This window comes from Gardnerella sp. Marseille-Q9691, assembly GCF_046507715.1.
Taxonomy (GTDB): domain Bacteria; phylum Actinomycetota; class Actinomycetes; order Actinomycetales; family Bifidobacteriaceae; genus Bifidobacterium; species Bifidobacterium greenwoodii.
Map to the genome: position 1 here is coordinate 649,258 of NZ_JBKFXI010000001.1, position 14,291 is coordinate 663,548.

Consider the following 14,291-nt stretch of genomic DNA (forward strand, 5'->3'; position numbering starts at 1 on the left):
CAATACTACTCTAAACTCAATCAAAATCAGAAGACACCAGAAAATCACACATTCGGATTTAATTCAGGATGCTTAACCATAATATCTTCCACACCCCAAGACTTCATGATTTTTTCATAATCTCCAGTTTGTATAAGTTTTTCAATACCAGCTTTAACAGCCTGAGCAAGCTGCTTATCCCCTTTTTGCATAATAATGCCCATAAGCGCCTTGTCTTTGCTTGTTCCCAAGGCCTCAAGCTGATTATCGGTTTGCTCAATAGCAAAACTAGAAACAGGAGTGTCTGCGTACATAATATCCGCTCTACCAGCCACAACAGCAGTAGTTGCATCTGTTTGCTCTTTAAAAGCAAGAACATCTAAAGGACTATTTTTACTCGCTTTACAAAAGTCTCTAGCACTATACATTTGCGATTCGCTGGTAGTACCTACTTGTACAGAAACTTTTCTGCCACACAAATTATTAAGACTTACCTTTGTTGGGTTTCCTTTACGAACAACAAACAGCAATCCAGCATTTGCGTACGTTACAAAATCGACGGCTTTTTCTCTTTCCTTACTTACTGTAAAACCAGAAACACCTATATCGAATTTGCTGCCAACAGAAGGCAAGATAGCATCAAAAGGAGCATTCACAATAGTAAGTTTTAAGCCCATTAATTTTGCTAAAGCTTTATTAAGATCAATTTCGTAACCGATTACAGTTCTACCATCTCTGGCATAAAATCCTGCAGGAGCATAACCAATGTTTGTTCCCATAACAAGCTCGCCTTTTTCCAACAGTTTTTTAGGAAGAAGAGAGGCGATTTTTTCATCTTTTTTAATGCTATTAATGTTGTAGCAGCGGTCAAGAAGAGGGTCACGGCCAACAGCATCGGTTGTTCCACAAGCTCCAGAAAATCCTATTAAAGTCGCAGAAACAAAAGCCGCAATAGAGCGCATCCACCTAGAAGATCCTAAGAATGTCCACTTATTCTTACGATGCACATCAAGTTTTTTAACATCGCAATTCGCTTGAATCATAGAATCCCTTAACAACTATATCTACTTGAACATGCACAACTGTACCACTAATCATAAAGCAATACGGTGCTATTCTTTTGCATTTTATAAAAGATTTACTGCGTCTTTACTGCGTCTTTACTGCGGCTTTACTGCGGCTTTACTGCAACTTTACTGCGGCTTTACTGCAACTTTACTGCGGCTTTTAGGAGCTTCGTAAAAGCTTCGTAAAAGTTTTAAAGCACGTGATGCAAGAAATCTTTGAAACGATTAGTTTGCGGATTGTCAATAATATCAGCAGTTCCGCACTCTACAACCATTCCATCATCCATAAATACTACTTGATCTGCAACTTCACGCGCAAAACCAATTTCGTGCGTTACAACAATCATTGTCATACCATCTTTTGCAAGATTTCGCATAACATTCAAAACTTCACCAACAAGCTCAGGGTCAAGAGCAGAAGTCGGCTCATCAAATAACATAATTGCCGGCTTCATAGCAAGAGCGCGCGCAATTGCAACACGCTGCTGCTGGCCGCCAGAAAGCTCAGCAGGATAATGATTCATTCGCTCAGCCATGCCGACTCGTTTAAGCTCTTCAATTGCTAAATCGTGAGCTTCCTGCTTACTCATTCCCAACACGTGAACAGGAGCCTCCATAACATTTTCCAATGCCGTCATATGAGGGAATAAGTTAAAACGCTGGAAAACCATTCCAAGCTTCGAACGCTGCTTAGAAATCTCTTTATCGCTAAGAGCTTGAAGACATTCCTCTCCTTTATGCGTTACTTTTTTTACACCAATGCGCTCGCCATAAATGCTAATACTTCCAGCACTAAGAGTTTCAAGCTGATTGATTAAGCGCAATAAGGTTGATTTACCAGATCCTGAAGGTCCTAAAATAACAGTTACCGTGCCAGGATTAACGGTTATATTAATATTTTTTAATACGCTAAGACTACCGAATGATTTCTGTACGTTGCTTAAGATTACTGCGGGAAGATTGCTTTCGTTATTTTTAATAGTCATATTCGCTCCCTCATTGTAATTTTCTAAAGTATTACTCATGTTATTCACCAAAATTTCGTATATGAAGCAATGCTACCACTAGGCGTTAAAGCCCAACATAGCCGCGTCGTTACGCCCTTTAACATTTTTCTGCTTAGCGTGCAAAGATTTGTCGCCGCGCTGATCCGCATCTGTGTCTAATTGCGCATGTTTTACAATATCTCGCGCTTCGAAGCCTTTGCCGAAATGCTTTTCTAACATAGACTGCAACACCATCAACACAGAAGTAATAACCAAATACCAAATACTAGCAACAAGAAGAAGCGGAATCGGCTTATAAATACGATTCGCAATAGCATTCGTAGCAAACTGAAGCTCAAGAGTAAAAGGCACAGCCAAAACCAAAGAAGTAGTCTTAAGCATACCAATAGTCTCATTACCCAAAGGCGGAACAATAATACGCATAGCCTGAGGAAGAATCACACGACGCATCATCAAAGAACGAGACATACCCAAAGCCTTAGAAGCCTCAACCTGACCAGCATCAACAGCCTCCAAACCAGCACGAACAATCTCAGACAAATACGCAGCCTCATTCAAAGACAAACCAACAACCGCAGCCGTAAGAGAAGTCATAACAACATTAGAATCAATAGAGAAAAACTCCACAGAAGTAAACGGAATACCCAAACTCAACTTAGGAACAAGAACCGCAAACATACCCCAAAAAACAAGCTGCGTATAAACAGGCGTACCACGGAAAAACCAAATAAAGAACCAAGCACACCCACGCAAAACCGGGTTAACACTCTTACGCATCATAGCCAAACCAACAGCCAACACAATCGCAATAACCATAGCAAGCAAAGTCAAAAGAAGAGTCCAACCAATGCCATAAAAAACGTTATTGCTAATCAAATATATGCCTACAACATCCCACTCGAAGCGAGGATTTGTAACAATTCCGTATAGTAGCGAGCATGCAATTACTGCTACGATTATGCCGGCAATAATAGGACCCGGCTTTTTAACAGGCAAAATACGTTCAGCTTGAACTGTGCTAGAGCTTGAGTCAGAAAAATTAGCGTCAGAAGAGTTCGCGGTTAAAGAGTTCAACATATTCTCCATAGTTTTCGTTTATATGAATATTTATAAATTATATAAAGTAATGCAAATTTACCATTTAATGTTATAAACGGTAAATTTGCATAGAAATAAGTGAGATTAAGATGCTACTAAAGCTTATTAAAGCTTATTAAAGCTTAGGATTAACTACAGCTTCCTTAATAGCAACGTTTTCAACGCCCCACTTCTTCAAAATATCCTTGTAAATCCCGGACTTCATAAGCTTATCAATGCCAGCCTTAACAGCCTTAAGCATTGCAGCATCGCCCTTCTTAACAGCAGCGCCCATTGGCTCTGCATCCTTGCTGTTTTCAAGAATTTCAAGCTTTCCAGCGTTCTTAATAGCAGCGTAACCAGCTACTGGAGTATCTGCATACATAACGTCTGCACGACCAGAAAGAAGAGCGGTAGTTGCGTCAGTCTGCTCTTTAAAGCTCATGATTTCAAGAGGCTTATCGTTATTCGCAGCGCACTTCTTTTTAGCTTCTTCCATAATAGGCTCGCCAACTGTGCCAGTTTCCAAAGTTACTTTTTTGCCGCAAAGATTCTTTGTGTCTACCTTAGTAGGATTTCCCTTACGTACTTCGAAAGACAAGCCAGCGTTTGCGTAAGTAACAAAGTCAACGGACTTCATACGTTCAGCATTAACAGTAAAACCGGAAATACCGACGTTATATTTGCTGCCGATTGCAGGAATAATGGAGTCAAATTGAGCGTGAACAATCTTAGCATTCAAGCCCATAACCTTTGCCAAAGCTTTAGAAAAATCAATTTCGTAACCGACTGGTGTTTTGCCGTCAGCAGCGAAGAATTCTGCAGGAGCATAGCTAACGTTTACACCAACAACAAGCTCGCCTGTTTTAGCTACTGCTTTTGGTACCAAAGCTGCTACTGCATCATCTTTTTGAACATTGCTTACGTCGTAGCTTCTGGCAACATCTGGATCTGCATTCTGCTTGGAATCAGCAGGACCGCAGGCGGCAATAGTGCCAATCAAAACTAAAGAAGCAACGGCAGCAATAGGTTTAATTGATTTGAACATTTTTCTTCTCCGTAAATCTAATAATTTTCAGTGATGCGTATAACTATACACGATAACCCTACTATTTTCACAACTGTTTATGCAAAATAGTGTATATACTGAAATAAACATACTGCTTATTAGCAAAATAGTTGACTTTCCGAAAAAATATGACGCATATTATTCGCAATAATGTATAATATGTGGCGTGTCGCGTTGAGATGATTATTGAGCGCGCAAATTACTTGCGACCAAAACTACTCACGAGCGCGCAAATTACGGTAACGCATAGCACGCAAAGCCTCGCGCTTATCTTGCTCCTCACGCAAAGCCTCGCGCTTATCAAATTCCTTCTTACCGCGCGCCAAAGCAATCTCAACTTTCACATAGCTTCCCTTAAAATACAGACGCAACGGAACTACAGTATATCCTTTTGCTTCAGTCTGCCTAGAAAGTTTAGCTATTTGAGCCGCATGAAGAAGCAGCTTGCGTTTACGCTTTGGCGCATGATTATTCCAAGTACCGTTCAAATACTCAGGAATATTAGCCCCCTCAAGCCACATTTCACCGCGACGATCAATATTTACAAAAGATTCCGCTAAAGAAGCTCGACCTTCGCGCAAGGACTTAACTTCCGTTCCGGTAAGAGCAAGACCAGCTTCGTAGCAATCTTCAATAGCGTAGTCATGATGAGCCTTACGATTTTGAGCTACAGTAACCGTACCATCTTGAGCAGGTTTATTTGCCATAACTCCCCTCCAATACTAAGACCACAAACAAAACTTGCCATAAGACTTCTATCTTATGGCAAGCGCACTTGAGTCTTCAAGCTTATTTTTTAAGACACGCACAAACTACTTGTACGCGTCTTATGAACTTTAATAATGCACGTACTCGTAGTCGCCTGGATTGTAAATAGTTTCGTACGCTGGGAATGTTGAGAATCCGGTGCCGCCTTCAGAAATAAGCACTGAACCATCCGCATTAACACGCTCAACAACAGCAACGTGACCATACTGCCAGTCTGCAGTCCAGTTACCAACGCGCTGGCCGCGAGCAAACACCATAACAGCACCAACGTGTGGAGTACGATTAACTAAATACCCTAATCGACGACCAGTATTCGCCCACTCGGCACCATTACCCATATACGATCCAACTGGCAAACCAAGCTGAGACCTACGCAAATAAGCCCACAATGTGCACTGACGAGCAGGATAAGCAGAACCGCCAACAGAATTGCCAGTATTATGACCGTAGCAGAACTTAGCTCCTTCAGGGCAATTGCCAGGAACAGTGTAATTCATGCCGTTAGCAGCACCATCGGAAAGCTGCATTGGTGGCAAAGAAGCATTAGTTCCAGCTCCCCTAACCTGCTGACGATTTCCAGCATTAGGATCAGCGCGAGCAAATGACTTGTTTGCAAGAGCGCGAGCCTGAGCGTCAATAGCAGACTTCATTGCCACAATTTCTGCAGCTTCACGAGCAGACTGTGTAGTTAAACTACTTTTTTGACTTTCAAGCTGCTTACGAATATTTTCGCCCTGATCTCGCAAATCTTGCAACGACTTTCTGCGATCGTTAGCAGCTTTAGCAGCAATCTGCGCGCTTTGAGCCTGAGTATCGGCCTGCTGCTTAAGTTTTGCGATTTCCGTTTCAATAGCAGCCAAACGCTGACGACGATTCATAGAAGTATTTAATTTAACTGCAGCATCGTTTGCAGCGTTTGCCTCGCTACGAGCAACTGCAGCTTCAGACTGAAGTTTGCCAACAAACTGCTCAGTAGTTGTTGACTTCGTAACGATATTCATAACATCGGAGGCTTGAGAACCGTGGAAACTCTTACGAGCAAGTTGAGCTACAGCAGCTTTTGCATCGTCAAAATCGGCGCCAGTTTTCTTAATTTTTTCTTCCAAATCGCGCTTATCTTTTTGAGCAGACTCTAATCTTTGCTGAGTAGATTCTGCAAGACTACGCGCTTGAGCAGCCTGCTCTTCAGCCTGCTGAGCCGCACGAACCTGGCCTGGAATTTGACGCTCATTCAAATCATTAAGCTCAAGAATCTTCTTTGCCAGCTGCTTATTAACACCAGAAAGCTGACGCTTTAGATTCTCGTTCCTCTGCACTTTACGCCTGTATTCGTTCATATTAACAGCGCTAGCAGTATCAGCAGTTAATAACGAGCCAACAATGCCACTAAGCAGCATAGCAACGGAAACAACCAAGCTAACTATTATACGATTGTGCCTATTGCACATGCTACGTCGAGTTACGCTCATATTACTTCCCTTTCCACGTTACTAATGCGAATTATAGCGTTAAGTAAGGAATCACGCGAGTTTTTCTAAATTTTTTAGTTTTTTTGAATTTTTTACGCAAATAATTTAACTTACGCCTTTAAGTATCGTCTTAAAGCAATAGCAGAAGCTACTACAGAAAGCACAACAGCTCCAGCAACAAGCATTGGAACACACAACCACACAGTAGACTGCGTTATAAATGGCATCCAACGAACATTTTGCGCAAGCCAATCAGTTACAAACACTTCTACAACCAAGCTTAATGCCGCGCCCGCAAGCAAAGATCCAGCGAAGGAAGCGAAAGCACCCTCAAGAATAAACGGCATGCGAATAGTCCAGTTAGAAGCGCCAACTAAACGCATAATCTCAGTTTCTTGACGGCGACTAGCTGCAGACATACGAATCGTAGTGCCTGTAAGCATAATGGCCACAACAACCATAACTGCAGCAAGAACAATCGTAACTACTGTAGCTCTATTAAGAACGCTGAAAACAGGGTCGAAAATTTGTCGTTGATCAACAACCTCTTCCACGCCATCTCGCCCAGAAAGAACTTCCGAAACAACCTGGTATTTCATAGGATTAGTAAGTTTTAAGCGAAGTGAATCCTGCATATCTGCGGCTGTAAGAGTTCTACCCTGATACATTCCGTTAGGATACTGCTTTAGGAAGGTATTTTTATAAAATTCGTTACGACTTACGTAAGTGATATTTGAAACGTCATCGCCTAATTCTTGGTGAATAACATGCTCAAGCTTTACTATTTCAGCGTTTGTTGGAGCTTTTCCAGAAGCACAGGAAGGAGATTGGCTAGTTCCATCCGGGCAAAGCCATGCAACAACCTCAACCTTGTCGTACCAGTCGCCCTTAGCTTTGGTAATTTGAGCCTGCATTAACACAGAAGCACCAATAAAAAGGAAGGAAATAAAAGTTACGAGCATAACGGAAAGAATCATTGAAACGTTACGGCGTAAACTAATGCATGTTTCGGAAAAAATGAATCTTAAACGCATTACTCTGCTCCTTCAGTTTTATTAGTGTCATTATTGCTATCGTCAACACTAATGTTCTCATTATTAGTATTTGCAGCCGCAACAGATGGCTTAGGTGGAGCTGGAGGCATAGGAGGGAGCTGAGACTTACTATCAGATTCAGAATCAGATTGTGAATGATTTTCTGCTACAGATTGCGACTCCTCGCTAGTTTCAGATTGCGATTTTTCACTCACTTCAGAACTTTCAGTAGATTCATGAGTTTCATGAGATTCAGTGGATTCAACAGTTTCTGCAGCTTCAGCGGATTCTTTATTATCTTCCGAAATATCAACTTCTGAAACATCCTCTTCAACGTCTTTATCGTTTGTAGTAACCAATCCTCTTCCCCAAGTCATTGTTGTTTCCAAAGACTGGAACACTTCGCCGTAGCGTCCAGTTCTTCCAGAATGAACAGACTGAGCAAGGCGCGCAATACCATCATTTTCTGCCGTGTCACTTTGAAGAGATTGCGTAACAATATCAACAGTTTCGCGAGCCTGCTGCGCACGTTGAGCTTTTTTAGAAAGTCGCTTATGACGTTCAGTATTTTCAGGCTGATTGCTTGAAGCTGAAATTTCAGCCTCTTCACTATTTTTTTCAACAGACTGCTGAGCTTTAGACTTTTGTTCAACATCTGAATCCGGGAAGTAAAGAGCAGAATCGTAAGAACCTTCGCGCTCATCTCGAACAATCTTACCCTCGTGAAGTTCCACAACGCGCTTACGCATTGAGTTCACAATCTCCTCATTATGCGTAGCCATAACAATTGTTGTGCCAGTTCTGTTAATAGCATCCAAAACTTCCATAATTCCAAGAGAAGTAGTTGGATCCAAATTACCAGTAGGCTCATCTGCAAGAATAATTTGAGGATGATTTACATACGCGCGAGCAATAGCCACACGCTGAGCCTCACCACCAGAAAGCTCATGCGGATAATTATTTTCCTTACCGGTTAATCCAACAGTTTCTAGCACGCGAGGCACAAGCGAGCGAATAGTCGCCCTACTAGTGCCGATTACTTCCAAAGCAAAAGCAACATTTTGATAAACTGTTTTATTATTAAGCAGCTTATAATCCTGGAAAATAAATCCAAGAGATCTGCGATACTGTGGAACCTGACGGTTAGAAAGTCTGCGCAAATCGTTACCAGCAACGTGAATTTCTCCACCATTTGCTTCTTCTTCGCGAAGCAGCAAACTAAGCAATGTGGTTTTGCCAGAGCCAGAAGCACCAACAAGAAACACAAAATCTCCGCGATCAACATGCAAAGACACATTGTCTAATGCAGGGCGCGTACCTCTCGGATATATTTTTGACACATGATCTAATGAAATTAGCGACATTGTTTCAATCCTTCCGAAGATTATGTGTAATTATTGGTTTTTAGTTCTAGATTTAGCTTTAGTTTAGGATTATTTTTCTGCTTCTTTTTCAGCTTCTTTTTGAGCCTCAACTCGCTGCTCGTGACGCCAACGAATGCCAGCTTCAATAAAACCGTCAATATCGCCGTCAAAAACAGCCTGAGTTTGCGAAGTTTCGTAACCAGTGCGCAAATCCTTCACCATCTGGTATGGATGAAGCACGTAGGAGCGCATTTGGTCTCCCCAACTTGCCTTAATATCTCCAGCAAGTTCCTTCTTTTTTGCAGCTTCCTCAGCGTGCTTAAGCACAAGCAAACGCGATTGCAAAACAGCCATTGCAGCTGCGCGGTTTTGAATCTGGCTTCGCTCATCTTGCATAGAAACAACTAAGCCGGTTGGCAAATGCGTAATACGAACAGCAGAATACGTAGTGTTCACGCCCTGACCTCCTGGCCCTGAAGCCTGGAAAGTATCCACGCGAATATCCGAATCTGGAATATCAATATGATCCGTAGCTTCAACCAAAGGAATTACTTCCACTGCGCTAAAGCCAGTTTGGCGACGGCCTTGATTGTCGAATGGCGAAATACGAACCATTCTGTGAGTGCCACCTTCTACAGAAAGACGACCATACGCGTACGGGGCATCCACTTGGAAAGTTGCGGATTTAATACCAGCTTCTTCCGCATAAGATGTGTCCATCATCTTAGTTTTGTAGCCGTTTCGCTCAGCCCAACGCAAGTACATACGAAGAAGCATTTGAGCAAAATCAGCAGCATCCACGCCGCCAGCACCAGAGCGAATCGTAACAACTGCAGAACGAGCGTCGTACTCGCCGTCAAGAAGAGTCTGAACTTCCATATCGTCCAACTCGTGAGCAATATTTCCAAGCTCTTCTTGAGCCTCGCTCATAGAATCAGCATCGCCTTCTTCTTGGCCAAGCTCAATTAAAGTCTTAGTATCATCAATGCGCTGATCTACAGCTTGCAAACGCTTCAACTGAGATTGAGCCGCGGAAAGCTTACTCGTAACCTGCTGAGCATGCTCAGAATCATCCCAAAGCCCAGGCTCAGCAGCCTGCTTTTCTAAATCAGCAATCGTAGCCTTCAACGAATCGACGTCTAAAGCCTTCTCAATCGAAGCATACTTTGATTCAACATCGCGTAGCGCCTGTGCAAAATCAAATTCCGCCATTTACTTAAAGTACCTCTTTATATACTTGTTTTACGCAATTACTACTCGCAAAATACTTACAAAATCAACCATTGATAAGTTTAGCGTACGGTCAAAATTTCAGGACCATTCTCCGTAATTGCAATCGTGTGCTCGCTGTGAGCACCGCGAGAACCATCAGCAGAGCGAAGAGTCCAACCGTCCTTAGGATCCTGGTAAATTTCGTCAGTAGTCTTTAAGAACCATGGCTCAATTGCAATAACTAAACCTGGGCGAAGCTTGTAACCGTGGTGAGCAGTGCCATCGTTAGGAACGTGCGGATCGCCATGCATAATATGACCGACTCCGTGACCGCCAAACTCAAGATTTACGCTGTAGCCGTACTCGTGAGCAACGCAACCAACAGCTGCAGAAATATCGCCAAGACGGTTGCCAGGCTGAGCCATGTTAATGCCAGCCTCCAAAGCTTCCTCAGTGCACTTAATCAAGCGCAAATCCTCAGGATCTGCATGCTTTCCAACCACGAAACTAATAGCGGAATCTCCAACCCAGCCGTCTACGTTAATTGCCAAGTCAAGAGTTAATAAATCACCATCTTTAAGGTTGTAATCGTATGGAACTCCGTGAAGAACGGCATCGTTTACAGACGTGCAAATATAGTGCGCAAAAGGACCAGTTCCAAAATCAGGAGCGTAATCAACATAGCAAGAAGACGCACCTTTGCGGCTCATAATGCGTTGGCGAACAAAGTCATCAATTTCAAGAAGATTCGTGCCAACTTTTGTCATTGCTTTTAAGTCTTTAAGAATATTACCAACGAAGCGACCTGCAGGTTTCATCGCTTCAATTTCAGATGGAGTTTTCAGTTCAATCATGCTTCAAGACTAACGCGCAGGCACGAAAATAGCGCAAAATATGGCGAAAATATTGCGAAAATACTAGCTAATAGTGTCGCTTAATACTTGTAAGCTAAATTCATGCTTAATAACAATGAAAATAATAAAGAATCACAGAAGGAAATTTCTGCTGTAGATTTTGACCCAGCCTCCTTCTCGTCGGTTATTCGTCCACAAGACGACTTGTTCCGTTACATAAACGGTCCTTGGATTGACACTTACACTCTTCCAGAAGACAAACCAATGTACGGTGCTTTCCACAAGCTTGCAGAAGATGCAGAGACGCAAATTCGAGATATTTTAGAAAGCGAAGATTGCTCAGCTAAAAAATCTCAAGCTTTATACCATAACTATTTGGATACTGCAGCTATTGAAAAAGCTGGAATTACGCCAATTAAAAGCGATTTAGACGCTGTTGATGCGGCTAACAGTAAGGAAGATTTGGTTCGCACTATTGGCGCGCTTAACCCATACGGCGGGCCTGATGCAATGTTCTATTTTGGCGTTTACGGAGATCCTAAAGATCCTAAGACGAATATTATGCATATTGAGCAGTCGGGATTGGGCCTGCCAGACGAAGCATACTATCGCGAAGACAATTATGCTCCAATTCGCGCTGAATACGTAAAAATGGTAGCTTCGCTGCTGCGCTTGGCAGGTTACGGAGATAGCGCTACTACCCAAGCGCAAGCCGAGCGTTTTTTGAATGTTGAAACGCAGATTGCAAGCAAGCATTGGGATAACGTAGCAACTCGCGATTCTCAAAAAACTTATAATCCTTGCAATTATGCAGATTTGGCAAAAAAGCTTGAAGCACTTAATCTCGATGCCTTCTTAGATGCTGCACAAAAATCGTACGACACTTGCGAAGAAGCAGAACATCAACCAATCAACCTTCGTGAAGCTTTTAGCAAAGTAGTAGTTCACGAGCCAAGCTTTATAGAAGGATTGAATAAGATTTGGCAGGAAGCAGAATTAGAAGATTTGAAGCTTTGGGCGCGCGTGCACGTAATTTTGTGCTGGGCAAGCTTGCTAAGTGAAGATTTTGCAGAAGCGCGATTCGACTTCTACGGCAAGGTGCTTTCGGGAGCAACAAAGCAGCGCGACCGCTGGAAGCGAGCAGTTGGAGTTGTTGACGATTCTTGCGGTGAGGAAGTTGGCCGCGAATATGTGCGCTTGCACTTCCCTGAGTCTTCTAAAAAGTATATGCAAGAATTAGTTAACAATCTTATTAACGCTTACCGCGAGTCGATTTCGCACAGCAGTTGGCTTGGCGAGGAGACTAAGGCGAAGGCTTTGGAAAAGCTTAGCAAGTTTGAGCCAAATATTGGTTACACGAATCATTGGGTTGACTATTCTGCGTTAAACATTAAGGAAAACGCTGGTTTAGTTGATAACATGCGCGAAGTTTCTCGATTTGGTTTTGGTAGGAATACTGCAAAAGCTGGAAATCCTGTGGATCGCGAAGAATGGCAGATGACTCCGCAAACTGTGAACGCTTACTACGATCCTCTTCTGAACGTAATCGTGTTCCCAGCTGCAATTTTGCAACCACCATTCTTTAACCCAAGCGCTCCAGACGCAGCAAATTACGGCGCTATTGGTGCTGTAATTGGTCACGAAATCGGTCACGGTTTTGACGATCAAGGTTGCGAATACGACGGCGACGGCGTACTCAACAATTGGTGGACTGAAGAAGACAAAACCAACTTCACTGAACGCACTAAAAAGCTTATTGAGCAATACAATGCTTTCACACCAACGCAGCTGATTGTTAAATACTCTCACTTGAAGAGCAAAGAAGAGCGCAATGCGATGCCTCACGTAAATGGCGCTTTAACAATCGGCGAAAATATTGGCGATTTAAGCGGCGTGACTATTGCGCTTAAAGCATACGCTTTTGCTTTGCAAAAGAGCAAGGGACAAGAAATCGACGGAAGTGAAGATGCGATTCGCGAAACTTTGCTGAACGCTCCTAAAATTGATGGCTTCACTGCTTTGCAACGATTCTTCTTAAGCTACGCGTTGGTTTGGCGTTCCAAAGCTCGTAACGAGATTGCGGAACAGCTGCTTCAAATCGACCCGCACTCCCCAGCCGAATGCCGAACTAACGGCATTGCTCGAAACGTAGACTTGTTCTACGATGCTTTCAGCGTTAAAGAAGGCGACGAAATGTGGCTCGACCCTGCTGAGCGCGTACACATTTGGTAAAGCATAATAACTGCATATAAATAAGCCTGCACGCGTTTTATTTAAACGTTTGCAGGCTTATTATTTACTATTTTTAGAAATTAGCCTTCGTCTTAAGAAAATCCAAGCTACCGCTGCAATTGCGCACAAAACAAGCACGCTTAAAATCACAGAAATAATCACAATAAATTTATACGTTGAAGCATTTTTCTTCATAGCTTTCGCTAACTTTTTATGATGCTTATGCTTCAAATGCTTCTTTTTAGCCAAAGCTTTTTTCTTCTTAGCTTCCTCGTCTTTACGCTTCTGCTCTTCCTTCTTCTTTCGCTCCTCTTCAGCACGCTTTTTTTGCTCTTCGGGAGATTCTGGACCAATCTTGCCATCCGGATAATCAATATCACCGTTATATTCCGACAGTGTCAACGCTCCAACAACACCATAAGGGCCGCCCGAAGCCTCTCCGTAACCGAAAGAAATATTGCTAGGATTCAAAATCTGATACAAATGGCCATTATCTTCGTTAAAACTTCCGCCGGTTGCACGCAAAGCCGACTCTTCATCTTGAATCCACAATTGCATAGAACCAGCAAGATCCACACCCCAACTTAAATTTTCACCCCACGCCTTTCGGCCAGTGTAATCAGGCTCGCTCACACCATCTGGGCCAAAATGGCCAAACTGCCCATGCTGAGCGGTTTCTTGCGCGCGACGGAAAGCATCCTCTTCATTTGCAGAATCGTACTGAATATTATTAACATACGCTTCTTTAGTAAGACCGTAGCGACTCACGTAATCTTGCAAAGGAACGCCATTAAAATACGTGCTGCGATCATCGTAAAGCCTAGATCTTGCGTTTCGAATAGAAGAAAGAACGTAACGCGCTACATTACTTGACTGAATAAAAGCTGCAGAAGAAGCAGAATTAGTTGTTTGAATTATTGGATTTTGATGATACGCATGATGATATGCCTTAGAATTTTCTAAAGTAAAATCAGCAAAATTTTGCGATATTCCACATGCAGCTAGGCATACAGCAGAAATAACAAGGATACTAACCCAACTTATGCGCATATTAGATTTATGCTTTGCATATTGCTGATTATTTTCCACCATAAATATCTTCTTCACTGCATTCAATATTTTCAATACGTTTGCTCAATACTACCCTGCAATGAGGAAT

The 14,291-nt window shown here is 42.6% G+C and carries 12 protein-coding genes; 1 reads left to right on the forward strand and 11 read right to left on the reverse strand.

The window, feature by feature from the left end; translation table 11 throughout:
- Positions 1-44 precede the first annotated feature (44 nt).
- The 10 genes from ACLD6A_RS02615 to map all read right to left on the reverse strand — a co-directional run bounded on the left by ACLD6A_RS02615 (position 45) and on the right by map (position 10,900).
- Positions 45-1,022 (reverse strand): ABC transporter substrate-binding protein, encoded by a 978-nt coding sequence (locus ACLD6A_RS02615; RefSeq protein WP_004129448.1) that lies wholly within the window; start codon positions 1,020-1,022, stop codon positions 45-47.
- A 215-nt stretch (positions 1,023-1,237) separates the two neighbouring features.
- Positions 1,238-2,032: an amino acid ABC transporter ATP-binding protein gene (locus tag ACLD6A_RS02620; protein ID WP_410313507.1), complete on the reverse strand. Its 795-nt coding sequence runs from the start codon at positions 2,030-2,032 to the stop codon at positions 1,238-1,240.
- A 78-nt stretch (positions 2,033-2,110) separates the two neighbouring features.
- Entirely contained in the window at positions 2,111-3,139 is a 1,029-nt protein-coding gene (locus ACLD6A_RS02625; protein WP_257996380.1) for an amino acid ABC transporter permease, read from the reverse strand.
- Positions 3,140-3,266: 127 nt separating this feature from the next.
- Positions 3,267-4,178 carry an ABC transporter substrate-binding protein gene (locus ACLD6A_RS02630; protein ID WP_308582367.1) on the reverse strand — a complete coding sequence of 304 codons (912 nt, stop codon included), beginning with the start codon at positions 4,176-4,178 and terminating at the stop codon, positions 3,267-3,269.
- Positions 4,179-4,414: 236 nt separating this feature from the next.
- Positions 4,415-4,906, reverse strand: a complete 492-nt coding sequence (gene smpB / locus ACLD6A_RS02635) for an SsrA-binding protein SmpB (RefSeq protein ID WP_004136944.1) — start codon at positions 4,904-4,906, stop codon at positions 4,415-4,417.
- Between the two features lie 129 nt (positions 4,907-5,035).
- A complete protein-coding gene (locus ACLD6A_RS02640; RefSeq protein WP_410313508.1) occupies positions 5,036-6,436 on the reverse strand; it encodes a CHAP domain-containing protein in 1,401 nt (466 codons plus the stop codon).
- Between the two features lie 110 nt (positions 6,437-6,546).
- Complete coding sequence (ftsX, locus tag ACLD6A_RS02645) at positions 6,547-7,470, reverse strand: permease-like cell division protein FtsX (RefSeq protein ID WP_410313509.1); 924 nt, start codon at positions 7,468-7,470, stop codon at positions 6,547-6,549.
- A complete protein-coding gene (gene ftsE, locus ACLD6A_RS02650; RefSeq protein ID WP_410313510.1) occupies positions 7,470-8,834 on the reverse strand; it encodes a cell division ATP-binding protein FtsE in 1,365 nt (454 codons plus the stop codon). Before ftsE ends, ftsX begins: the two co-directional genes overlap by 1 nt.
- A 69-nt stretch (positions 8,835-8,903) precedes the next feature.
- The gene (gene prfB / locus ACLD6A_RS02655; RefSeq protein ID WP_410313511.1) at positions 8,904-10,046 is read right to left on the reverse strand and encodes a peptide chain release factor 2; all 1,143 of its coding nucleotides are present in this window, start codon (positions 10,044-10,046) and stop codon (positions 8,904-8,906) included.
- Positions 10,047-10,126: 80 nt separating this feature from the next.
- Positions 10,127-10,900: a type I methionyl aminopeptidase gene (gene map, locus ACLD6A_RS02660; protein ID WP_410296201.1), complete on the reverse strand. Its 774-nt coding sequence runs from the start codon at positions 10,898-10,900 to the stop codon at positions 10,127-10,129.
- Between the two features lie 102 nt (positions 10,901-11,002).
- Here map and ACLD6A_RS02665 point away from each other — a divergent pair, with 102 nt between their 5' ends.
- Positions 11,003-13,132, forward strand: coding sequence for a M13 family metallopeptidase (locus tag ACLD6A_RS02665; protein ID WP_410313512.1), 2,130 nt, complete (start codon positions 11,003-11,005; stop codon positions 13,130-13,132).
- 60 nt (positions 13,133-13,192) lie between these two features.
- On the opposite strand, the gene ACLD6A_RS02670 is transcribed toward ACLD6A_RS02665, so the two are convergent.
- Positions 13,193-14,224: a CAP domain-containing protein gene (locus ACLD6A_RS02670; protein ID WP_410313513.1), complete on the reverse strand. Its 1,032-nt coding sequence runs from the start codon at positions 14,222-14,224 to the stop codon at positions 13,193-13,195.
- Between the last annotated feature and the right edge of the window lie 67 nt (positions 14,225-14,291).

Bases quoted from the DNA above. Each gene is read 5' to 3' on its own strand.
- ACLD6A_RS02615 (WP_004129448.1), bottom strand. From the start codon at position 1,022: ATGATTCAAGCGAATTGCGATGTTAAAAAACTTGATGTGCATCGTAAG.
- ACLD6A_RS02620 (WP_410313507.1), bottom strand. From the start codon at position 2,032: ATGACTATTAAAAATAACGAAAGCAATCTTCCCGCAGTAATCTTAAGC.
- ACLD6A_RS02625 (WP_257996380.1), bottom strand. From the start codon at position 3,139: ATGGAGAATATGTTGAACTCTTTAACCGCGAACTCTTCTGACGCTAAT.
- ACLD6A_RS02630 (WP_308582367.1), bottom strand. From the start codon at position 4,178: ATGTTCAAATCAATTAAACCTATTGCTGCCGTTGCTTCTTTAGTTTTG.
- smpB (WP_004136944.1), bottom strand. From the start codon at position 4,906: ATGGCAAATAAACCTGCTCAAGATGGTACGGTTACTGTAGCTCAAAAT.
- ACLD6A_RS02640 (WP_410313508.1), bottom strand. From the start codon at position 6,436: ATGAGCGTAACTCGACGTAGCATGTGCAATAGGCACAATCGTATAATA.
- ftsX (WP_410313509.1), bottom strand. From the start codon at position 7,470: ATGCGTTTAAGATTCATTTTTTCCGAAACATGCATTAGTTTACGCCGT.
- ftsE (WP_410313510.1), bottom strand. From the start codon at position 8,834: ATGTCGCTAATTTCATTAGATCATGTGTCAAAAATATATCCGAGAGGT.
- prfB (WP_410313511.1), bottom strand. From the start codon at position 10,046: ATGGCGGAATTTGATTTTGCACAGGCGCTACGCGATGTTGAATCAAAG.
- map (WP_410296201.1), bottom strand. From the start codon at position 10,900: ATGATTGAACTGAAAACTCCATCTGAAATTGAAGCGATGAAACCTGCA.
- ACLD6A_RS02665 (WP_410313512.1), top strand. From the start codon at position 11,003: ATGCTTAATAACAATGAAAATAATAAAGAATCACAGAAGGAAATTTCT.
- ACLD6A_RS02670 (WP_410313513.1), bottom strand. From the start codon at position 14,224: ATGGTGGAAAATAATCAGCAATATGCAAAGCATAAATCTAATATGCGC.